Origin of the sequence: Streptomyces sp. NPDC047085 (assembly GCF_040643735.1) — a bacterium.
GTDB lineage: Bacteria > Actinomycetota > Actinomycetes > Streptomycetales > Streptomycetaceae > Streptomyces.
On record NZ_JBEYUW010000002.1, the window covers coordinates 13174 to 34638 of the forward strand.

Annotated in this window: 20 protein-coding genes; 12 read left to right on the forward strand and 8 right to left on the reverse strand. The window is 72.8% G+C overall.

The genetic code is table 11. The features are described 5' to 3' along the window. Positions 1-125 precede the first annotated feature (125 nt). Positions 126-1277, forward strand: a complete 1152-nt coding sequence (locus ABZ865_RS05790) for a tryptophan dimethylallyltransferase family protein (protein ID WP_361224477.1) — start codon at positions 126-128, stop codon at positions 1275-1277. Positions 1278-1443: 166 nt separating this feature from the next. Here the strand turns inward: ABZ865_RS05790 and ABZ865_RS05795 are convergent, their stop codons facing one another. Continuing rightward, entirely contained in the window at positions 1444-2730 is a 1287-nt protein-coding gene (locus ABZ865_RS05795) for an NAD(P)-binding domain-containing protein (RefSeq protein ID WP_361224480.1), read from the reverse strand. 175 nt (positions 2731-2905) lie between these two features. After that, complete coding sequence (locus tag ABZ865_RS05800) at positions 2906-3487, reverse strand: NADPH-dependent FMN reductase (protein WP_361224482.1); 582 nt, start codon at positions 3485-3487, stop codon at positions 2906-2908. A 119-nt stretch (positions 3488-3606) separates the two neighbouring features. Here ABZ865_RS05800 and ABZ865_RS05805 point away from each other — a divergent pair, with 119 nt between their 5' ends. The 3 genes from ABZ865_RS05805 to ABZ865_RS05815 all read left to right on the forward strand — a co-directional run bounded on the left by ABZ865_RS05805 (position 3607) and on the right by ABZ865_RS05815 (position 5302). Next, on the forward strand, positions 3607-4086 hold the full coding sequence (locus tag ABZ865_RS05805) for a MarR family transcriptional regulator (protein WP_361224485.1): 480 nt from the start codon (positions 3607-3609) through the stop codon (positions 4084-4086). A gap of 62 nt (positions 4087-4148) precedes the next feature. After that, positions 4149-4496: a tetratricopeptide repeat protein gene (locus ABZ865_RS05810; RefSeq protein WP_361224488.1), complete on the forward strand. Its 348-nt coding sequence runs from the start codon at positions 4149-4151 to the stop codon at positions 4494-4496. Positions 4497-4651: 155 nt separating this feature from the next. After that, the gene (locus tag ABZ865_RS05815) at positions 4652-5302 is read left to right on the forward strand and encodes a peptide deformylase (protein WP_361224491.1); all 651 of its coding nucleotides are present in this window, start codon (positions 4652-4654) and stop codon (positions 5300-5302) included. Positions 5303-5320: 18 nt separating this feature from the next. Here ABZ865_RS05815 and ABZ865_RS05820 read toward each other — a convergent pair whose 3' ends face one another. Further along, entirely contained in the window at positions 5321-6751 is a 1431-nt protein-coding gene (locus ABZ865_RS05820) for an NAD(P)/FAD-dependent oxidoreductase (protein WP_361224495.1), read from the reverse strand. A 201-nt stretch (positions 6752-6952) separates the two neighbouring features. Here ABZ865_RS05820 and trxA point away from each other — a divergent pair, with 201 nt between their 5' ends. Next, on the forward strand, positions 6953-7333 hold the full coding sequence (gene trxA, locus ABZ865_RS05825; RefSeq protein WP_361224498.1) for a thioredoxin: 381 nt from the start codon (positions 6953-6955) through the stop codon (positions 7331-7333). Positions 7334-7441: 108 nt separating this feature from the next. Here trxA and ABZ865_RS05830 read toward each other — a convergent pair whose 3' ends face one another. After that, positions 7442-8455, reverse strand: a complete 1014-nt coding sequence (locus tag ABZ865_RS05830; protein WP_361224501.1) for a LacI family DNA-binding transcriptional regulator — start codon at positions 8453-8455, stop codon at positions 7442-7444. Positions 8456-8638: 183 nt separating this feature from the next. Here ABZ865_RS05830 and ABZ865_RS05835 point away from each other — a divergent pair, with 183 nt between their 5' ends. Both ABZ865_RS05835 and ABZ865_RS05840 read left to right on the forward strand, forming a co-directional pair. Next, positions 8639-9331 carry a TetR/AcrR family transcriptional regulator gene (locus tag ABZ865_RS05835; protein ID WP_361224504.1) on the forward strand — a complete coding sequence of 231 codons (693 nt, stop codon included), beginning with the start codon at positions 8639-8641 and terminating at the stop codon, positions 9329-9331. Then, complete coding sequence (locus ABZ865_RS05840) at positions 9328-10503, forward strand: NAD(P)/FAD-dependent oxidoreductase (protein ID WP_361224507.1); 1176 nt, start codon at positions 9328-9330, stop codon at positions 10501-10503. The genes ABZ865_RS05835 and ABZ865_RS05840 overlap by 4 nt, the downstream gene beginning before the upstream one ends. 30 nt (positions 10504-10533) lie before the next feature. On the opposite strand, the gene ABZ865_RS05845 is transcribed toward ABZ865_RS05840, so the two are convergent. Beyond that, positions 10534-11214, reverse strand: a complete 681-nt coding sequence (locus ABZ865_RS05845; protein ID WP_361224510.1) for a TetR/AcrR family transcriptional regulator — start codon at positions 11212-11214, stop codon at positions 10534-10536. A gap of 101 nt (positions 11215-11315) precedes the next feature. On the opposite strand from ABZ865_RS05845, the gene ABZ865_RS05850 reads away from it, so the two are divergent. Together ABZ865_RS05850 and ABZ865_RS05855 are read left to right on the forward strand one after the other, a co-directional pair. Beyond that, a complete protein-coding gene (locus tag ABZ865_RS05850) occupies positions 11316-11873 on the forward strand; it encodes an NAD(P)H-dependent oxidoreductase (RefSeq protein ID WP_361224513.1) in 558 nt (185 codons plus the stop codon). Between the two features lie 98 nt (positions 11874-11971). Then, positions 11972-12955, forward strand: coding sequence for an alpha/beta hydrolase (locus ABZ865_RS05855; protein WP_361224516.1), 984 nt, complete (start codon positions 11972-11974; stop codon positions 12953-12955). A gap of 13 nt (positions 12956-12968) precedes the next feature. Here the strand turns inward: ABZ865_RS05855 and ABZ865_RS05860 are convergent, their stop codons facing one another. Together ABZ865_RS05860 and ABZ865_RS05865 are read right to left on the reverse strand one after the other, a co-directional pair. Beyond that, complete coding sequence (locus tag ABZ865_RS05860; RefSeq protein ID WP_361224519.1) at positions 12969-13427, reverse strand: (2Fe-2S)-binding protein; 459 nt, start codon at positions 13425-13427, stop codon at positions 12969-12971. A 90-nt stretch (positions 13428-13517) separates the two neighbouring features. Continuing rightward, positions 13518-15596 (reverse strand): molybdopterin cofactor-binding domain-containing protein, encoded by a 2079-nt coding sequence (locus ABZ865_RS05865; RefSeq protein ID WP_361227148.1) that lies wholly within the window; start codon positions 15594-15596, stop codon positions 13518-13520. 535 nt (positions 15597-16131) lie between these two features. Between ABZ865_RS05865 and ABZ865_RS05870 the strand changes: the two genes are divergently transcribed. Continuing rightward, positions 16132-16686, forward strand: coding sequence for a lasso peptide biosynthesis B2 protein (locus ABZ865_RS05870; RefSeq protein WP_361224522.1), 555 nt, complete (start codon positions 16132-16134; stop codon positions 16684-16686). A gap of 1 nt (position 16687) precedes the next feature. After that, on the forward strand, positions 16688-18460 hold the full coding sequence (locus ABZ865_RS05875) for an asparagine synthase-related protein (RefSeq protein WP_361224525.1): 1773 nt from the start codon (positions 16688-16690) through the stop codon (positions 18458-18460). On the opposite strand, the gene ABZ865_RS05880 is transcribed toward ABZ865_RS05875, so the two are convergent. Beyond that, positions 18444-19844 carry a hypothetical protein gene (locus ABZ865_RS05880; RefSeq protein ID WP_361224528.1) on the reverse strand — a complete coding sequence of 467 codons (1401 nt, stop codon included), beginning with the start codon at positions 19842-19844 and terminating at the stop codon, positions 18444-18446. The two genes, ABZ865_RS05875 and ABZ865_RS05880, sit on opposite strands and share 17 nt — an antisense overlap. Positions 19845-19950: 106 nt before the next feature. On the opposite strand from ABZ865_RS05880, the gene ABZ865_RS05885 reads away from it, so the two are divergent. Continuing rightward, complete coding sequence (locus ABZ865_RS05885) at positions 19951-21375, forward strand: amidase (protein ID WP_361224531.1); 1425 nt, start codon at positions 19951-19953, stop codon at positions 21373-21375. Positions 21376-21465: the final 90 nt, after the last annotated feature.

Below are 21465 nucleotides of genomic sequence, written 5' to 3' on the forward strand. Positions count from 1 at the left end.
GGTTTCGTGGACTTCATATCCACCGACACCGTTCCGATACGACGCCCTGTCGTCGTGCACGCTCGGATACCCGCCCTGACCGGCGGGTATCTTCTTGTTCCCGCCGGCCGGGGGCGTGAGACCCGATGACCGCCCTCCGCGACGACGTGACGGCCCTCCCGGACGCCGACACCCTCGGCGGGCATACGGCGCGGCAGTTGCTGCGGCTGTGCGAGACCGTGGGTCTGGGCGACGACGACGCCACGGTCTACGCGCGTACCCTGCTGGAGTCGCTGGGGACCGTCGCCGCACGTCCGCTGGACCTCCCGCCCCCCAACCGCACCTTCCTCTCCGACGACCACACGCCGGTGGAGTTCTCGCTGTCCTTCGTGCCGAACGCCGCCCCCACCCTGCGGGTGCTGCTGGAACCGGGGTGCGGCACGGCCGGCCTGGCCCGCAACGGCCGTACGGGACTGCGGTTCCTGCGCGCGATGGCGCGGCGCTGGGACTTCTCCACCGACCGGCTCGACGAGCTGGAGGACCTGTTCCTCCCGGTCGCTCCGCACGGCCCGCTGGCCCTGTGGTGCGCGCTGGAGCTGAGACCGGGCGGGGTGCCGCAGGTCAAGGTGTATCTGAACCCGGCGGCGTCCGGTCCGGACCGTGCCGCCGACACCGTGCGCGAGGCACTGCACCGGCTCGGTCACCGGAAGGCGTTCGCGGACCTGCCCGATGCCCACCGCCCGCTGTTCTTCGCCCTGGACCTCGGCGACTGGGACGAGCCCCGGGCGAAGGTCTACCTCGCCCACCACGACCTCTCGGCCGCCGAGGCCGGCCGGCTGTGCCGGACGGACGGCGGCCCCCCGGCCGCGCGGACCGAGGAGTTCTTCCGCATCGCGGCCGGACTCGAACCCGGCCTCGGCGCGGACGAGGGACAGGACGAGCGCCTCACCCGGCGGCCGGTCCAGTCCTGCCATTCCTTCACCGAGACGGCCAGCGGCCTGCCCAGCGGCTTCACCCTCTACGTCCCGGTGCGCGACTACGCCCGGCACGACGGCGAGGCCCTGGCCCGCGCCACGGCCCTGCTCGACCGCCACGGCATCGACGCGGCCCCGCTGCGTCAGGCGCTGTCCGCCGTCACCGCACGGCGGCTCGAGGACGGCGTGGGGCTCATCGCCTACCTGTCCGTCGCCCACCAAGGGGGCCATCCGCCCCGGGTGAGCGTGTACGTCTCCTCGGAGGCGTACCGAGTGCGCCCGCCCGCGCGCCTCCCGCTCGCGGAGCCCGTGCCCGTTCACTAGGGCCCGCCCGCCGTCGAGCACCGCTCAGGGGGGAGCCGTACGCCGCCGTCGCCGGACCGCTCCCCTCGGCACCACGCGGCACATCCGTCGTACGACGAACGGGGCCCGGACGCGCGGTGGAGAACCGCGCACCGAACCCCGCACCGGCCGGTCCGTGCCGGCCGTCTCACATCTCGCGCAGCTCCTTCAGATACGGCCCCACATTGACCTGGATCGACGCGCCCTCCCGGTCCCCGTACTGGCCCGCGATGCCGCCGAGGTAGTCGCCGATCTCCTTGCGCATGACGTCCGGCTCCGGCAGGGCCGCCTCGCCCGCGGCCACCCGGGCCACCCAGCGCGCCTGGGCCTCCACGATCCGGGTGATCGAACCGTGCGGCCGGACGAGCCCGATGAAGGAGAGACCCGGCTGGTCCGGCGCGAAGACCCGCTGGTACAGCTCGACCGTGCCCTGCGGGCCGATCGGGCAGCCGTCGGGCAGGAAGGGGAAGGCCATGCGGTAGCCCGTGCAGTACACGATCGCGTCGGCCGGCTCGGAGGTGCCGTCGGTGAAGACCACCCGGTCGCCGTCGAGGGACTCGATCCCGGGCCTGGGGACGACCCCGCCGTGCCGGATCCGGCTGAGGATCTCGTCCGAGAGGGTCACGGCCGAGGCGAAGAGCGGGTGGTCGGGCTCGGGCAGCCCGTAGTCCGACAGCTTGCCCCGGGCGGTGAGCAGCGCCTGTTCGATGACGCGGCGCTGCTCCGACAGGGTCATCTCGTTCCACCACGGGGCCTCGGCGACCTCGTCCAGGGGCGTGCCGAAGAGCTGCTTGGGCAGGATGTGCAGGCCCCGGCGCACCGACAGCAGGGTCCGCTCGGCGTGCCGGGACAGGTCGGCGGCGATGTCCACCGCCGAGGCGCCGAGGCCCACGACCACCACGCGCCGGCCGGCGAAGTCGCTGCCGTCGCGGTAGTCGTACGCATGCAGAATCGTTCCCGCGAAGGTGTCGGACCCCGGCGGCGGAGCGGGCACGAAGGGCTCGGTGTTGTGGCCCGAGGCGACGACCACATGGGCGAAGGAGCGGGTGGTGCGGGTGCCGTCGGCGCCCCGGCTCTCCACCGTCCAAGAGCCGTCGGCCGCCCGCCGCACGGACTCGACCGTCGTCTCCAGCTCGATGTGGTCCAGCACGCCGGCCCACTCCGCGTACGACCGCAGATAGGCGGCCATCTCGCGGTGGCCGGGGTAGACGGGGTAGGAGTCCGGCATCGGACGGTCGGCGTAACCGGTGAGCTGCTTGGTGGAGTTCAGGTGCAACGAGAGATACCCGGGTCCCCGCTCGCCCGCCCCCGGCCTGCGCCAGATCCCGCCGACGCCGGCCGACGCGTCCAGACAGACGAAGTCGACACCCTGGGTCTTGAGGGCGCGTGCCGCCGCCAGCCCCGACAGGCCCGCACCGATGACGCACACTCTCACGGCTTCCCCCACAGAACAGACACCATCCTTCCGTATCCCGCAGTGACTGCCCATCAGGCACTCGCCAAACACACCGCGGGACAGCGACAAGGATCACATGGGGCGTTCTCACGGCGCGCCGACCGGGTTCCGCTTCCGCTCCCGGCCGGCGCGCGGCGGTCGTTCAGGCGGTCGCTCAGGCGGCGGTGCGGGACGCGGCGCGCAGGGTCGCGAGCGCGGTGTTCCAGGCGAGCAGCTCGTCGACGAGCCGTTGCACCTCCTGGGTGCGCGACTCCTGCGGCTTGAACTCGGTGAAGTCCACGAAGTCCTCGCGCAGCGTCAGCGCGACCTGCGGTCCGATGTCCGCCATCTGCAGCTTCCCCGCCTGGGCGCGAAGCTCCTGCACGGCCATCACGGCGCCGTGGACGCCGTAGCCGACGTACGCGACCGCCTTGCGCGTCCACTCCTCGTAGAGGTAGTCGACGGCGTTCCGCAGGGACGCGGGGGCGCCGGAGTTGTACTCCGGGGTGACGAAGACGAACGCGTCGCAGGAGCCGACCCGCTCCGCCCACCGGACCGTGTGCGGACGGCCGCCGGGGGCAACGAGGGCGGGAACCGGCTCGTCCAGCAGCGGCAGTTCGAACTCCTTCAGGTCGAGCACGTCGAACAAGGCCTCGTCACCGGCGTGCCGCGTGGCCAGCTCCTGGACCCATGCGGCCACTTGCTCGCCCTTACGGCCGGGACGCGTGCTGCCGACGATGATGCCGATCCTGGTCATGGATGTGTCTCCTGCTCTGGTCGTGGTGCGGTTCAGCAGTACGACGAGGCGGCCGCGCGGATTGTGACGGGACGAGCCCGGAGATGTCCGGCGGATAGTAGCCATGTACGGTATTCGTCATGAGCAAGGCATCCGAAGGGGCCACTCCGGGTTTCCTGGTGTGGCGGCTGTCGATGAAGTGGCGGGTCGCCGTGGACCGGGCGGTGGCGCCGCTGGGGCTCACGCATGCCCAGTACGCGCTGGTGGCGTCGCTGTACGGCATGCAGCGCTCCGGCGAGCGGCCCAGCCAGCGACGACTGGCCGACCACACCGGGCTGGAACCCCTGTACGTCTCGAAGCTGGCCCGCGCGCTGGAGTCGGCGGGGCTCCTGGAGCGGGCCAGGGATCCGCGCGACCCGCGCGCCGTGCAGCTCTCGCTCACCGAGGAGGGGCGTACGGTCACCCGGCGGGCGATCGGGGTCGTCCAGGGGCTGCTGGGGCAGCTGCTGGAACCCCTCGGCGGGCTCGACAGCGAGCGGACCGAGGAGCTGGTCCGCGATCTCTCGGCACTCCTGGACGCACCGCTGGACCCGACGGGCGCGGCCGGCCCGGACGCGTAGCCGAATCAGTGGTGGAATATTCAACGACCCCGGCGGGTTCCACGCGGCGAAGGAGGTCACGAGTGGAGACCACGTACTACGACCACGGAACCGCCGCGGAGCGCTGGGAGCGCGCGCAGCAGTTCTTCGACGCCAAGGACTACGCGGGCGCGGCGCGGGTGCTGGCCCGGCTGGTCGAGGAGGTGCCGGAGCAGACCGGACCCCGGCTGCTGCTGGCCCGCGCCTACTACCACTCGGCCCAACTGAGCCGCGCCGAGGCCGAGTTGCGGACCATCGTGGAGCGCGACCCGGTCGAGCACTACGCCCGGCTGATGCTGGGCCGCACGCTCGAACGGCAGGCGCGGCACGACGAGGCGGAGCGGCACCTGCGGATCGCCTCGGCCCTCGCGGGTGACTTCCCGCGGGAGTGAGCGGGTGACTTCCCGCGGGTGTGAGCGGGTGCGCGGGGCCCGGTTCCGGTGCGGGACCGGGCCCTTCGTGCGTCCCGGTCCGGCCGGGGGAACGGCACGAGCGCCGCGTGTGCCCGGCCAGGCGGAGCGGCGGGCGGGCATGGCATCCTGACGCGATGGCACCTCCCAGTGATCGCGCGTCCGTCGCCGAGCGGGTCGAGGAACTCCTCGCCGCCGGTGGTCCCTTGCCCATCGTCGCCGCCGGACAGCCGGTGCTCCGGCAGGGCGCCGAGCCGTACGACGGCCAGCTCGCCCCGGCCCTGCTGGCCCGCTTCGTCGAGGCCATGCGCGCCACCATGCACGCGGCTCCCGGTGTCGGCCTGGCCGCCCCGCAGGTCGGGGTGCCGCTGCGGATCGCGGTCATCGAGGACCCGGCGCCGGTGCCCGAGGACGTGGCGGTGGCCCGGGGCCGGGTGCCGCAGCCGTTCCGGGTCCTGGTCAACCCGTCGTACGAACCCGTCGGCACCGCCCGGGCCGCCTTCTTCGAGGGCTGCCTGAGCGTCCCCGGCTGGCAGGCCGTCGTCGCCCGGCACGCGGAGGTGCGGCTGCGCGGCGAGGACGAGCGCGGCACCCCTCTGGACGAGGTGTTCACCGGCTGGCCCGCCCGCATCGTGCAGCACGAGACGGACCACCTCGACGGTGTGCTGTACCTCGACCGCGCCGAGATCCGGTCCCTGTCCACGAACGAGGCGGTGGCTGCGCGCTGGGCGCAGCCGACCCCTCGTGCCGCGGCCGAGGCACTCGGCTTCGACCTGCCGAAGCCGTGAACCGCCCTGCCGGGCAGGTCAGTTGTCCCGGTACGCCTCCAGCAGTCGCAGCCACACCTCGCTGAGCGTCGGATAGGAGGCGACCGCGTGCCACAGGCGGTCGACCGGGACCCGGCCGGCGACGGCGACGGTGGCGGAGTGGATCAGCTCGCCGACGCCGGGTCCGACGAAGGTGACGCCGCGCAGGATCTCCTCGTCCAGGTCGACGACCATGCGGGCGCGCCCCTTGTAGCCGTCGCCGTACAGGCCCGCGCCCGCGACCGAGCTGAAGGCGACGTCGACGGCGCGGACGCGGTGGCCGGCCTGCTCCGCCTCGGCGAGGGAGAGTCCCACGGCGGCGGCCTCGGGGTCGGTGAAGACGACCTGGGGTACGGCGTAGTGGTCGGCGGTGGCCACATGGGCGCCCCAGGGCTCGTCCAGGAGGGGGCCGCCCGCGGCCCGGGCGGCGATGGCGGCGCCCGCGATGCGGGCCTGGTACTTGCCCTGGTGGGTGAGGAGGGCGCGGTGGTTGACGTCGCCGACCGCGTACAGCCAGTCGGTGCCGTCGACGCGGAGGGTGTCGTCGACCTCCAGCCAGGAGCCGGGTTCCAGGCCGACGGTGTCCAGACCGATGTCCTCGGTGTGCGGGACGCGGCCGGTGGCGAAGAGGATCTCGTCGGCCTCGATGCGCTCGCCGGTGCCGGTGACGGCCACGACCGTGCCGTTGCGGCGGGTGACCGACTCGACGGTGGTGCCGGTGCGGACGTCGGCGCCCGCCTCGGTGAGGGCCTCGGCGACCAGTTCGCCGGCGAAGGGCTCCATCCGGTTGAGCAGGCCCTTGCCCCGGACCAGCAGGGTGACCTGCGAGCCGAGGGCCTGCCAGGCGTTGGCCATCTCGGTGGCGACGACACCGCCGCCGACCACGATGAGCCGGCCGGGGGCCGCCTTGGCGCTGGTGGCCTCGCGGCTGGTCCAGGGCTCGACCTCGGCGAGCCCTGGCAGGTCGGGCAGCCGGGCGCGGGTGCCCGTGCACACGGCGACGGCGTGCCGGGCGGTGAGGGTGGTGACCGTGCCGTCGGGGCCGGTCACGGTGACCGTGCGGGGGCCGGCGAGGCGCCCCTGGCCGCGGTACAGGTCGGCGCCGACGCCGTCCAGCCAGGCCACCTGGCCGTCGTCCTTCCAGTGGGAGGTGTAGTCGTCCCGGCGGGCGAGGACGGCGGGCGTGTCGAGGGGGCCCTGGACGTCCTGGGCCAGGCCGGGCAGGCGGCGGGCGTCCGCCTGGGCGATGACCGGCCGCAGCAGCGCCTTGCTGGGCATGCAGGCCCAGTACGAGCACTCGCCGCCGACGAGTTCGCTCTCCACGACAGCGGTGGTGAGCCCTGCCGCGCGGGTGCGGTCGGCCACGTTCTCCCCCACGGGCCCGGCCCCGAGCACCACGACGTCGTACGCGATGGATTCCGTTTCCGTCATGGGGTCAGTCTGGTGCGTGGCGGGCGCCGGGGCCACACGGGTACGCGCCCGGGCCACGACCTTGCACACGGAGAACAGGGATGACGCGTGGCACGGGAACGGGGTGTGGCGCGGGACGGCGTACCGCGCCGGAATAGCGGGCAGGGTGGTCGTGTTTGCGCCGGTGGCACAACCCCCACCCCAGGAAGAGGGAATCACGCCATGAGCAGCACTGTGGAGCTGACCAAGGAGAACTTCGACCAGATGGTGACGGAGAACGAGTTCGTTCTCATCGACTTCTGGGCGTCCTGGTGCGGGCCGTGCCGTCAGTTCGCCCCGGTGTACGAGAAGGCCGCGGGCGACAACCCGGACCTGGTATTCGGCAAGGTGGACACGGAGGCCCAGCCGGAGCTGGCGCAGGCGTTCGGCATCCAGTCGATCCCGACGCTGATGATCGTCCGGGACCAGGTCGCGATCTTCGCCCAGCCGGGCGCGCTGCCGGAGGCCGCCCTCGCGGACGTCATCGGGCAGGCGCGGAAGCTGGACATGGACGAGGTCCGCAAGAGCATCGCCGCTGAGCAGGGGCAGGGGCAGGCCGAGTAATCCGCGGTCGGGGGGACAGCTGTTCGCGGGTGCCGCCCGCGGCGTGGTGCGCGCCGCGGGCGGCAGTCGTACGCACCGGTCCCCGGGCCGGCCGCACCGGCCGCCGGGTCAGCTGGACGCGCGGTGGACGAGCGACGCGCCCAGCACCTCGCGGACCTCGGGCTCGCCGCCGGGCTCGTGCACCGCGCGGTCGACCAGTTCCGCGAGGTCGCGTCCGGAGGGCAGTTCGATGCGGACGGTGCTGAGGCGGGGGCGCAGCAGCCGGCCGAGCATCAGGTCGTCGGCGCCCACGACGGCCACGTCCTCGGGGACGCGCAGGCCCTCGTCCTGCAGGGCGCGCATCAGCAGCATGGCGTACTCGTCGTTGTAGGCGAACACCGCGTCGAGGCCCGACTCCCGCCAACGGGCGGCGAGTTCGGCCGCGGACTCCTCCGTGTAGGCGAGCGGCAGTTCGGTCACCGTCGCGGCCGTGCCGCGCAGGGCCTGACGCACGCCCGCGAGCCGGGGCGCGGAGAACACCTCGAGTCCGGGCTCCTCGGGCACGACCACGCCGACCCGGCGCCGGCCGCGCGCGTACAGGTGGGCGCCCGCGCACTGGCCGACGATGTCATGGTCCGCCAGCAGGGCGTGCGCCCCGTCGACCCTGTCGGGGCCGAGGGTCACCACGGCCCGGGCACCGGCCCGCTTGAGGACCGCGACGCCCCGCGGGCCGAGTCCCACCCCGGGCACCAGGACGGCCACCGGTCTCAACTCCGCCCAGGCGCGGGCCGCTTCGTCACCCTGGAGGCCGACGGTGCCGTGCTGCACGACCGTGTAGTCGAGGCGGCCGAGGGCCGACTGGAGTTCGTCGAGGAATCGGCTGTAAAGAGGGCCCACCGGGAACGTCGGGGCGGGCATCAGGACCATACGGCTGTGTCCGGCGCGCAGGCTGCGGGCGGCCGCGTGGGGCACGTACCCGAGTTCGCGCGCGGCCTCGTGGACGCGGCGGCGCGTCGGTTCGCTGATCCGTACGGACCTGGTGTTGTTGAGGACGTAGGAGACGGTCGCGCGGGAGACGCCGGCCAGGCGGGCCACATCGGCACTCGTGGGCGTGTTCGGTATCTGCACCATGACAGACCGCATCTTGGCAGAGGGGCCGGGGCCGGATGCGGGCGGGGCGACATGGTTCAGCGCTGGACGAAAGCACGCAATCTCGTGAGCGGTGCGCGATCTCGTGAGCAGGCTGAGGTGTGATGACGAGCGCACTGTGACGAACACGTTCGCTACGAACTTGTTCGCGCCGAACATGTTCGTTACGGTTAACGCATGACAGCCTCTCCTCGCTCCCCCCGTTCCCGCCGTGAACGCCCCGCCAAGCCCGCTCTCACCCGGGAGGGCATCGTCGCCGCCGCGGTGGCGATCCTGCGTGCCGAGGGGCTGCGGAAGGTGACCATGCGGCGGCTGGCGCAGGAACTCGACACCGGTCCCGCCTCGCTGTACGTCTACGTCCGCAACACCGACGAGCTGCACGCGGCCGTGCTGGATGAGCTGCTCGGCACGGTCGGGCCCGCGCCCGCCGAAGGCACCTGGCGGGAGCGGCTCGAACAGGTGCTCACCGCCTACACGGCGATGCTGCTGGAGCATCCGAGCCTCGCCCGCTCGGCGCTGACCGCACGGCCGAGCGGCCCGCACTACCTGAACCTGATCGAGACGCTGCTCGCGCTGCTCGACGAGGGCGGGGTGCCGCGCGAGCGGGCGGCCTGGGGCGTGGACCTGCTGCTGCAGCACGCGACCGCGACCGCCGCCGAGCACGCCGGGGAGGAGTCTCCAGAGGGGTGGCAGGCAGTCGCGAGCGCCTTGCGCGAGGCGCCCGAGCGCACCCATCCGCACATCGCCGCCACCGCCGAGGACCTGCTGTCCGGCACGCCCGAGGCCCGCGTTTCGTGGGCCTTCCAGACCCTGATCAACGGCATCGAACGCACCGCCGTACCCGATCGACCCGCCAGGAGGCGACCATGACCAACCCCTCTACCAACCCTGCCACCAGCCCTTCCACGCTCCCCCACCACCCCGTCGCCGTCGTCGGCGCCGGGCTCGGCGGGCTCGCGCTCGCCCGGGTGCTGCATGTACACGGCATACCGGCGGCCGTGTTCGATCTGGAGGACTCCCCGGCCGCGCGCACGCAGGGCGGCATGCTCGACATCCACGACGACTCCGGTCAGGAGGCGCTGCGCGCCGCCGGGCTGCACGACGAGTTCCTCGCCCGGGTCCATGCCGGCGGTCAGGAGACGCGTGTGCTCGACCAGTTCGGGTCCGTGCGCCTGGAGATGACGGACGACGGCACCGGCGGGCGCCCCGAGATCGACCGGGGCGAGCTGCGCGACCTGCTGCTCGACTCCCTGCCTGAAGGCACCGTCCGCTGGGGCGCGAAGGTGACGCAGGCGCGCCCGCTCGGCGGCGGGCGGCACGAGGTGATGCTCGCGGACGGCAGCGCCTTCACGACCGGTCTGCTGGTCGGCGCGGACGGCGCCTGGTCGCGGATCCGCCCGCTGCTCTCGCCCGCCCAACCTGCCTACACCGGCGTGTCGTTCGTCGAGGTGAACCTGCTGGAGGCCGATGTCCGCCATCCGGTGAGCGCCGGGGTCGTCGGCGGCGGCATGCTCTTCGCGCTCGGCGCCGGCCGGGGCTTCCTCGCGCACCGCGAGACCGACGGCAGCCTGCATGTCTACGTCGCCGTCGAGGCGCCGGAGGAGTGGCTGGACGGCATCGACTTCACGGACGCCGAGGCGGCCAAGGAGGCCGTGCTCAAGGAGTTCGACGGCTGGGACGAGAACCTGAGGGCGCTGGTCACGGACGCGGACGGCCCGCTGGTGCCGCGCCGGATCCACGCGCTGCCCATCGGCCACCGCTGGGAGCGGATCCCCGGGGTCACGCTGCTCGGCGACGCCGCCCATCTGATGTCGCCGTTCGCCGGCGAGGGAGCCAACCTGGCGCTGCTCGACGGCGCCGAACTGGGCCTCGCGCTGGCCGCGCACCCCGGGGACACGGAGGCCGCGCTGGCCGCCTACGAGGAGAGGCTGTTCCCGCGCGCCGAGGCGTCCGCTGCCGGCTCCGCAGACGGCGCCGCGCTGCTGTTCCGCGCCGACGCGCCGCAGGGGCTGGTCGACATGTTCACCGGCGTCGAGGGCTGAGCGAGCCTCGACAGAGAGCCGACGCGCCGGTCAGGCAGGCGGCTCCGTGCCCGTCACCCGCGCGACGAGGTCGAGCCAGCCCGCCTCCAGCCGCTCCATCGGCATCCCGCACTGCCTGGTCAGATGGTGGATCAGGGCGGGGTCGAGGTAGGCCAGCAGCGTCTGGGAGAGCAGCTCGCAGTCGGCGCCCGGGACCAGCTGTCGCAGCAGCACCGTGATGTGCGTGCGCAGCGCCTGGACCGAGGGGTGGGTGAACCGGCGGTCCGGCTCCGGCTGCGCGGCCAGCTGCAGGTCCAGCTGCTCGGCGGAACGGTAGAGCACCGCCACGCCGAACGCCCGCAGCCGCTCCAGGGGCGGCGCCCCGGGCCCCAGCGGCGGCGGGCCGGCGAGGAAGTCGGCCTGCAGCTGCCGCGCCGAGTGGTCGAGCAGGGCCGTCAGCAGTCCGGTGCGGTCGCCGAAGCGGCGGAAGACCGTGCCCTTGCCCACCTGGGCGGCCGCGGCCACCGCCTCCATGGTGACGCCGGCCGCCCCGTGCTCCGCGATCAGTCGGGCGGCGGCCTCCAGCAGCCGGGCCCGGTTGCGAGCGGCGTCGGCGCGCAGGCACGGCTCGTCGGGTCCCCGGCCGACCTCCAGCAGTTGCGGGGTGTCGAGGGGCTCCTCGGGCTCGGGGCAGGGCGGCAGGGCGCTGGACATGAAGCCAGCGTAAAGCATCGGGAACAAAACTGGACCGCGGTCCGGTTAGCCTGCTAGAAATTAAGCGGACCCCGGTCCGGTTTGTGCCAGCAGTGTTTCAGCCCCCCTTGGAGTTCCCCATGTCTATTCGCATCCTCGCCCTCGTCGGCAGCCTCCGCGCCGGTTCGCACAACCGCCAGCTCGCCGAGGCGGCCGTCAAGGTCGCGCCCGAGGGCGCCGAGGTCGAGGTCTTCGAGGGCCTGGCCGAGGTCCCCTTCTACAACGAGGACATCGACGTCGAGGGCAGCGTCCCGGCCGCCGCCGCCCGGCTGCGTGAGGCCGCGCAGGCCGCCGACGCGTTCCTGCTCTTCTCCCCCGAGTACAACGGCACCATCCCGGCCGTCCTGAAGAACGCCATCGACTGGCTGTCCCGCCCGTACGGCGCCGGCGCCTTCACCGGCAAGCCCGTCGCCGTCATCGGCACCGCCTTCGGCCAGTACGGCGGCGTGTGGGCGCAGGACGACGCCCGCAAGGCCGTGGGCATCGCCGGCGGCAAGGTGATCGAGGACATCAAGCTGTCCATCCCGGGCTCCGTGACCCGCTTCGCCGAGACCCACCCGGTCGACGACGCCGAGGTCGCCGCCCAGCTGACCGAGGTCGTCGCCCGCCTGCACGGGAACGTGGGCGCGGCCGCCTGAGCCGTGCGCACCCGGAAGGGGGCCGGAGCTTCGTGAAGCTCCGGCCCCCTTCGCCGTCGTACGGTACGTGTCAAGGGGGCATGCGAGGAGGAGAAGACATGCCGCTGGTCCCGCCCCCCTTCGACCCGGAACTCGCCGCCGCCCTAAAGCTGCTCCAGGACGAGATCTCGCCCGGTCTCACCCCGGACGAGATCGATGCCGTACGCCACGATGCCGGCGCCGAGCTGCTCGAGCTGATGGACCTGACGCTGTGCGGCGCGTTCGAGGCCGAGGACCGTGCGGTGCCGGGGCCCGAGGGCGCCCCGGAGGTCTCCCTCCTCGTCTGCCGCCCCACGCCCACTGCCGCCGCTGCCCCGGCCACCGGGCTTCCGGTGATCTACTACGTCCACGGCGGCGGCATGATCCTCGGCACCAACCGCGACGGTGTCGACTCCGCGCTGCGGTGGGCCCGGGAACTGGGCGCCGTGGTCGTGTCCGTGGAGTACCGGCTGGCGCCCGAACACCCGCACCCGGCCCCGATCGACGACGTGTACGCCGGACTTCTCTGGACGGCGGAACACGCCGAGGAGATCGGCGGCGACCCGGAGCGGATCGTCCTCGCGGGCGCCAGCGCGGGCGGCGGCCTGTGCGCGGCACTCGCGCTCCTCCTGCGCGACCGCCAGGGCCCGCCGGTGATCGGTCAGCTCCTGATGTGCCCGATGCTCGACGACCGCAACGACACCGTCTCCAGCCACCAGATGGCGGGCGTCGGCCTATGGGACCGCACCGCGAACGAGACCGGCTGGACGGCCCTGCTGGGCGAGCGCCGGGGCACCCCCGACGTCTCCCCGTACGCCGCCCCCGCCCGTGCCGACGACCTGTCCGGCCTGCCCCCGGCCTTCCTCGACGTGGGCTCCGCGGAGACCTTCCGGGACGAGGTCGTGGACTACGCGTCCCGCATCTGGCGGTCCGGCGGCACGGCCGAACTCCACGTCTGGCCGGGCGGCTTCCACGGCTTCGACGACCTCGTCCCCCACGCCGCCCTCTCCCGGGCCGCCCGCGCCGCCCAACTGGACTGGCTGCGCCGACTCCTGGACCGGTGAGTGCTCCGAGAGGTCAACTGCCGTCGGCCGCCGCCTTCTTGATGGCCTCCCGGATCCTGAAGTACGTGCCGCAGCGGCAGATGTTCTCCAGGGCGTCGATGTCGGCGTCCGTGGGGTGGGGGGTGCGTTTCAGGAGGGCCGCGGCGGCCATGATCTGGCCCGGCTGGCAGAAGCCGCACTGGGCCACGTCGCAGTCGATCCAGGCCTGTTGGACGGGGTGGAGGATGTCGCCGTCGGCCAGGCCCTCGATGGTGGTGACCGTGCGGCCCGCGCAGTCGGCGACCGGGACCGTGCAGGGCTGGATCTCGGCGCCGTCGAGGTGACTGGTGCAGGCGCGGCAGACGCCGACACCGCAGCCGTACTTGGGACCGGTGACGCCGAGGAGGTCTCGAAGCACCCAGAGCAGGGGCATGTCGGCGGGCGCCTCCACGGTCACCGGTTCGCCGTTGAGGGTGAAGGAGTACGAGCGCATGGCTGCCTTCGGGTCGTGAGTCGGAGGTAAAGGATCAGAGGTCGTGGGTCAGAGGCCGTGGGTCAGAGGCCGTGGGTCAGAGGCCGTGGGTCAGAAGGTGAGCGGGAAGGTGCGGGGCACGGTGCCGGTCGCGCGGGCGTAGGCGTTGGCCACGGCGCCGGTGGCGGCGGGGACGCCGAGTTCCCCGGCGCCGCCCGGCTCCCGGGTCGAGGGCAGGATGTGGGCCTCGAAGGCGAGCGGCGCGTTGCGCTGGCGGGCGTAGCGGAAGTCGGCGAAGCTGCCCTCGCGGACGGCGCCCCGGTCGATGTGCAGGCCGGCCTGCAGGACGACGGAGATCCCGTCGATCGCCGTGCCCATCAACTGGGCCTCCAGACCACGGGGGTTGACGACCGTACCGACGTCGGCCGCCATCACCACCTTGGTCACCCGGGGGTTCTTCGGGTCGGTGGCGTCGATCTCGGCCAGGCAGGCCACGCAGGAGCCGTACTCTTCGTGGACGGCGACGCCCTGGGCGGTGCCCCCGGGCATGGCCCGGCCCCAGTGACCCGCCGCCGCGACCTTGTCCAGGACGGCGCCGACCCTCTTGTTCCGCAGGGTCGTCCGGCGGAGGGCGACCGGGTCCCGGCCGAGGGCGCGGGCGATCTCGTCCACCATGATCTCCTCGGCCGCCCGCACGGTCCCGGAGTCCACCGACCGCCAGGCGCCGAGCGGCATGGCCAGCTCGATCCCGCCCGAATCGCCGCTCACCCGGCCGAAGTTGTACAGGCCCGAGTCGCTGGGCAGCGGTCCGGACGCCGTGCGCACGCCACCCTGCGCGGACAGGCCCGTGCCGTCGTACGACTCTCCCACCGAGGCCGACGCGTGCTCGAAGGCCACCACCCGGCCCCCGGCCACACTGGCCCGGATCCGGTGATGGCTCGCCGGGCGCATGCGGCCGTGCCGGATGTCGTCGCCCCGGCTCCACATCAGCTTCACCGGACTGCGGGCCGCCTTGGAGATCAGCGCCGCCTCGATCGCCGCGTCGTAGGTCAGGCGGCGGCCGAACGAGCCTCCGCCGCGCACGACATGGACCCGGACCGCCGACGGGCGCAGACCGACCGCCTGGGCGACCGCGTCCCGCGCCTCCATGGGGGTCTGGGCGGAGAACCACAGCTCCGCGTGGCCGGCCCGGACGTCGGCCACCGCCGTCAGCACCTCCATCGGGGCGTGGCCGACGAAGGCGAACGCGAACTCCCCGGTCACCTGGGTCGATCCGCGCGGCGGGGTGCCGAACCGGGGCACGGCGGCCTTCAGCCGGGCCCGGATCTGCGCGTCGGACAGGGCCGCGAGCGGGCCCGGCGCCCAGCCGAGGCGCAGCGCGTCGCGGGCGCGGAAGGCCTGGTGGAAGGTGTCCGCGACGACGGCGACACCGGCCGCCTCGGGCAGCCGGACGACGGCGTGGACGCCGGGCAGGGCGCGGGCCGCCCGGTCGTCGACCGTGAGCAGCCGGCCCCGGATCGTCGGCGGCCGGGCCACCACGGTGGGCCTGGCGCCTGGCACCGCGAGGTCCCCGGCGTACTTCGCCCGTCCGGTGACGATGTCCCGGGCGTCGATCCTGGTCGCCGGCCGTCCGATCACCCGGTGCCGGGACGCCGGTTTGGGCTTGCTCGGCACGTCAGGGCGGTGGATGCGGGCCGCGCTCGCGGTCAGCGAGCCGAAGGTGGCCGTGCGCCCGTCCGGGGCGACGACCATGGTGTCCCGGGTGCGCAGGAGCCGGGCGGGCAGGTGCCAGCGCCGGGCGGCGGCGGTGACCAGCAGGGCGCGGGCGGTGGCGGCGAGTTCCCGGGCCGGGCCGTACAGCGAACTCACCGAACTGGAGCCGCCGGTGAACTGGTTGCCCTTCGTCCGGGCGTCGGCGAGCGGGATCCGCACGTCGCCGAGCCGGGCGTCCAGCTCCTCGGCGATCATCATGGCGACCGCGGTGGTGATGCCCTGGCCGACCTCGGCCCGGGGCAGCCGTACGACGACGTGGTTGGCCGTGGTGACCTCCAGGACCAGCATCTCCTCGTCGGTGCCGGTCACCAGGACGTCGGAGCCGGCCCGGACGGACTCTGCGCCCTCCGCGGGCGCGGGGGTGCAGGCGAGCGGGGCGGCGACCGTAAGGGTGGCCGCGGCCACCGTGTACACCATGAATCTGCGGCGGGACGGGCCCGCGGAGGGTGGGGGCTCGGTGCGGTCCATGTGAGGGCTCCTGTCGGCGCGTGGGGCGGGGCAGGGCACGCACGGCGCGTCGTGCGGCGCGTGGTCCCCGTACGGCTCACTCGACAGATAGGAGGGGCGCGGCCCCGCGCCGGTTGCCTGCCCGGTCCGGTCCGCTGTCTCCTGCGTCCGTGCGTTATGTGACGTAGGGTCAGGAACGAGTCCCGCGTGCGTCGGCGCCGGCACCGGGACTCCGGTTGCGCGCCGTTCGGGGCAGCGTAGCCTGGACCTGACCGCCCGTGCCCGATCCTGGAGGTGGGCGATGTTTCTCCGACTACTGCGGCGCCGTAGGCCGCGTCGACTTCTCCTTCTCGGCAACGGCCGTCTGATTCGGGGCTTCAGCGGCGGCGACTACGACGGCCACGGTTACCAGTCCTGACACCTTCGAGGAGGTGCGGTGGCAGAGGACACCGAGCCCCTTGTGGCCATGAGGCGGATCCTGTCACCGTATTGCCGCGTCATCAGGATGTCCGGAGGAGTCCTGATCGCGGACTGGCGGCGGACCCGTTTTCTCGGCATGACAACGGCGGACCTCCGGAAACTCGCCGACGGAAGCCCTGAGGAACGCGCGGAACTCGTCACCGCTCTCGTCCGTGCCGGGTGCGCGGTGCCCCGCCGGAAGGACTACACGAACGCCGAGGTCGGGCTCTGGCTGCGTGGAGTGCACCTGCTGATCCGGACCGTGGGGTTCGGACGCGTCCTGCGGCTCCTCTCCTTGGCGGCCCCGGATTACACCCGTGCGGAACCCCCCGACGCCGAGGACGTCGTACGGCTGAAACGAGCGGTGCAACGGCACGGCCGCACCAGCTGGTTCGTCAACGACGACTGCAAGGCCGAGGCCGTGACGGCTTTCGTCCTGCTGCGGCGGTGCGGCCTGCAGGCCGCGCTGCACGTCGGCGTGCGCGAGCACCCGTTCGCCCTGCACGCCTGGACGTCGGCGGCGGGGCTGTGCATCCCCGACGCCGAGCCGCGAGGCCACGCGTTCACGCCGGTTCTCTCCATCGACCGCGGAGGGCGGTGACGTGGAGGCGGTCCGCCTCGAGTGGGCCGAGGGCGCACCAAAACTCCGGGCGGCCGAGGACATGGCGAGCCGGGGACTCGTGACGACGGTCTCCTCCGGGGCCGGCACCGCGGCGGTCGTCGGCTGGGCGGGCTCGGTCCGTGATCGCGTGGCGGGTGCGCACCGCCTCCTCGACACCTTCGGCCGGCCAGGAGCCGCACCACGTCTGCCGAACGGTGACTATGCGGCCGTCCTGGTGTACCGCGACCGCATCCTGCTGATCCGGGACGTGCAGGCACGCATCCCGCTGTTCTTCAGGGAGTCCGGTGGCCGGGTGAGCGCGGTGAGCACCTCGGCACGCCGCCTCGGCGACGGCGCTGAGCTGGAACGCCGCTACTTCTGCCGGTACCTGACCGGGAACATGGCGCAACCGCATGCGGACCTCACCCCGTTCGCCGGGGTGCACCGGATCCTCGGCGGCGAGGTGGTGGAGCTGTCCCTCACCGGGCAGTTGCGCGGCCGCGTGTCCGGGAGCCGCGGCCCGCTGCTGCCGCCGCCGACCGACGGAGCCCGCCCCGGCGGGGCGGTGAACGCCCTGCGGCGCGCGCTGGAGGACGCCGTCGGGCGCCGGATGGGCACGACGACGGCATGCCACGTGTCCGGCGGCATGGACTCCACCAGCGTCGCGTTGCTCGCGACACGCCTACTGGCCACAGGAGACGACCGCCCTGGAGACCTCGTCCTGCTCGCCGGGCGCTTCGGCAGCGGAGAGCTGGCCGGGGAGGGGCCGTACCTCGACGAGGCGATGGCGGAGATCCGCCGTCGCGCGCCCGCGGCCCGCCCGGTGATCGTCGACGCCGGCGACGTGGCCGACTTCGACGATTTCCGGCACCACGCCGGGGACGCGGACGAGCCTCATGCGCACGCCTTCCGCGCCCCGTTCTGGAGCAGGCTCCACGCGGCTGCCGCGGAACTGGGCTGTGACACCCTCCTGACCGGTTGCGGGGCCGATCCGATCGCGGACGCCAACCCGTTTCACCTGCACCGGCTGGCCCGCACGGGACGGCTCCGGCAGCTGGCGCGGCAGGCGCGCGCCTGGGCCGAGAGCAGCGAGCGGGGCGTGCGGGACATCGTCCACGCCTACGTCATACAGCCGGCTCTTCCCCTGGCGGCCGAACGGATCAGCGGGCCGGCCCGCCGCGGAACGGTGCTCGACGGGCTCGGCACCTTCGGCCGTCCCCCGTGGCTGCGATCCGGATTCGCGCGGGCCCACGCTTATCGCGAGGCCAGCATCGCTGAGAGCCGCTTCGTCTTCGGGCGTGCGCCGGAACAATCGCTCTACGACGCGGCCAATTACCTCGCCGCTCCGGACCTTCTGTCCTGGCACCGCGCACCGCAGGACGGATTCTTCCTCTCGCACCCCTTCCTCGACCCGGAGGTCGTCGCCACGATGCGCCGGCTCCCAGCCGAGGCGACGTTCCGTCCGGGCCGTCCGAAAGCGGTGCTCCGCGAGGCCATGGCGGATCTGCTGCCGCCTCGGATCCGCGGCCGGGCGGTCAAGGTCCCCTTCAACGAGCTGTACGCCCGTGGCCTGCGCACACACGGCGACGAACTCATCGACCTGTGCCGCTCCGCGCGGCATCCGCTGGTGGAGGAGATGTTCGACGTCGAGACACTGTGCCGGGCCGTGGAAGAGGCTCGGCTGGGCATGGGCGACTCATACGCCTGGGACCGTGTGAACAGCTCTCTCGCCCTGGTGATGTGGCTGGAGGGCCTGGTCAGCGCCGACCCTTGATGTCCCACAGCGGCAGTTCGATCGGACCCGCCAAGACGTCGACGAGACCGTACCGGCGCCGCACCTCGCGGTTCGTCGGCTCGGGAAATTCGCGACCTTCCTCGCCCTCGCGTGCGATGACCTCTGACACGTCTACGCCATGCGGGCCGAAACGCCAATAGACAGTGACGTAGCGGCGTTCCCTCGTATGCCGGTCGATCGCGTTGTTCTCTTCCAGCCTGGCCTTGTAGGCAAGGGTATCCTGGTCTCCCCGCCCGCTCTTTACCCACTGGGGCAGCTCGGCACCCTTCCAGGAATACTCAGTCTGGCCGAATTTATCCACGCCGAGCCGGTCTTTGCGCGCCAGACTCGCGGTGGCGTAGAACGTCAAATGGTCGTACGGCGTACCAATGGGAAGCTGAACAACCGTCCGAACCACGAACTCGTCGCTGGCCTCGATCCAGTGTCCGGCAGGGATCCATGGCTTCGCCGCCACCAACTGTCCGGGCTGGTAGGCCTCCGTGCGGGAGAGCGGGTGCTTCTCCTGGTATTTGCTCCATTGCTCTGCATCATCACGCCACTTCCCAGGGGGCCGGGCCGAGTCGCTCACCCCCACCTTCTCTCCCATGGCGTGGAACTCGGTGCCCAGTACGTAGAAACCCACATCACTGCTGTTCACAATCCTGATGTCGACCGGCACGGCGAATTCTTTGCGATCCTGACGGAGCACAGGCTTCCCCGGAGTCAGACTCACAAGAGGTTGGATCCCGCGATGGAATGGCTGATAGAGGTTCTGGTAGCTGAAATTGGCGATGGCGATGACCGTGGAGACGATCAGTGCCGCAGCCACCCGCTTCGGAGCGGGAATCTCGCCCAATGTCCGCCACACCATGAGGGCAGCAAACACCGAACCCACCGCGAGCAAGCCCAACAGCACCGGATAGCGGATGCGCTCGCCGTCCAAGGACACCTGAAGCAGGAGCATGGTGTTCACCAGGAACGCCACGACGGTACTGATCAGCGCGACCAATCCGGAGTGAGGAATCGTCCCCTGGCCCCAGTGGTCCACGACCGCGACAGCGCCCAGCAACGTGATGATCGACACCGCAATCAGGGCTGCTCCGGTGATACGACCCGGGAAGTCCAAGGCCTCGCTGAAGTCCTCGATGCCCCACCAGGCCGCCACCGATGCCGTCAGGAGCAGGACCAGCAGGACCCCTGCCAGCTCCGCCCGTGACTGTTTGGTCTTCATCAGGCACCGTCGCCCCAGCAGGTGAGAGCCGGAGCCGGTCCTGGGGGAACGCTTCGCTTGATCACCTTCCGTCGCCAAACTGATCACCTCCTGACGCCACACCAAGATCAGATCACCATCGTCCGAGGTGATCCGCGGGCCCACCACCTGCATGCCTCCGCTCGGCCCAACCAGCCTGGGCGAAAGCTGTACCGAGGCACCCCATCTGACGTTACCGTTCAGTAGACATGGTGCTCGGAGTCCCGGAGGTGCTCCCGCAATGACGTCCGACCGTGCCGCAGGCCTCGCGGAGTCCGCTCGCGCCCTGGCCGCCGGTGAGGTGACCTCTCGCGCGCTGGTGGAGCGGGCGCTGGCCCGGATCGAGGCCACGCAGCCGACCCTGAACGCGTTCCGGGTCGTCCGCGCCGAGGCCGCGCTCGCCGAAGCGGACGCCGCCGACCGGGAGTTGGCCGCCGGGGTGCGGCGTCCGCTGCTCGGCGTGCCGGTGGCCGTGAAGGACGACATGGACGTGGCGGGCGAGCCGACCGCGTTCGGCTGCCGGGGCGACTTCCCGCCGGTCGCCGAGGACGGGGAGGCCGTACGGCGGCTGCGCGCGGCCGGAGCCGTGATCGTCGGCAAGACGAACACCTGCGAGCTGGGGCAGTGGCCGTTCACCGAGGGCCCGGCGTTCGGGGAGACCCGCAACCCGTGGCACACCGGCCACACCCCGGGCGGCTCCTCGGGCGGTTCGGCGGCCGCCGTCGCCGCCGGTCTGGTCCCGGCCGCGCTCGGCTCGGACGGCGCCGGTTCGGTGCGGATCCCGGCCTCCTGGACCCATCTGATCGGCATCAAGCCGCAGCGCGGCCGCATCTCCACCTGGCCGCGCGGCGAGTCCTTCCAGGGCATCACCGTCAACGGCACCCTGGCCCGTACCGTCGCCGACGCGGCGCTGCTGCTGGACGCGGCCTGCGGCAACCACGCGCACGACCCGCACCGGCCGCCCGCGCTCACGGTGTCCGACGCGGTCGGCCGCGACCCCGGCCGGCTGCGCGTCGCTCTGTCCCTGAAGCCGCCGTTCACCGCCGTACCGGCCCGCCTGCGACCGGAAGTGCGGTCCAGGATCCTCGAACTCGCGGAAAAACTCGCCGGGTTGGGGCACACGGTGGAGGAGGCCGACCCGCCCTACGGCCAGATCGGGCTGACCTTCGTGCCGCGCGCCACCGTCGGCATCGCCGAGTGGGTCCGCGACACCCCCGACCCCGCGCTGCTCGACCCGCGCACCCGGGACGCGGCCCGGCTCGGCCGGCTGCTGGGCGGCGCGCCGCTGCGGGCGGCCCGGCGCGCCGAGGCGGTCCTGCACCGGCGGATCGGCGCGTTCTTCGACGCGTACGACGTGATCCTCGCGCCGACGACGGCCGCGCCGCCGCCCGAGATCGGCGCCCTCCACAAGCTCGGCGGGCTCGCCACCGACCGGGCGATGATCGCCGCCTGCCCGTACGCCTGGCCGTGGAACGTGCTGGGCTGGCCTGGCGTGAACGTGCCCGCCGGCTTCGTGGGCGACGGCCTCCCCGTGGGCGCCCAGCTGCTCGGACCCGCCAACAGCGAGCCGCTGCTGGTCTCCGTCGCCGCCCGACTGGAGGCGGAGCTGCGCTGGTTCGAGCAGTGGCCCGGCCGGCCGGACGGATCGGCCGCCGCGGCCGCGTGAGGCGCCGGCTCACCCTGTGCAACAGAACCGTTGCAGTGTTCACGCGCACCGCTGTCACCGACCGCCTTTCTCTGTCAGCATCGTGACGAG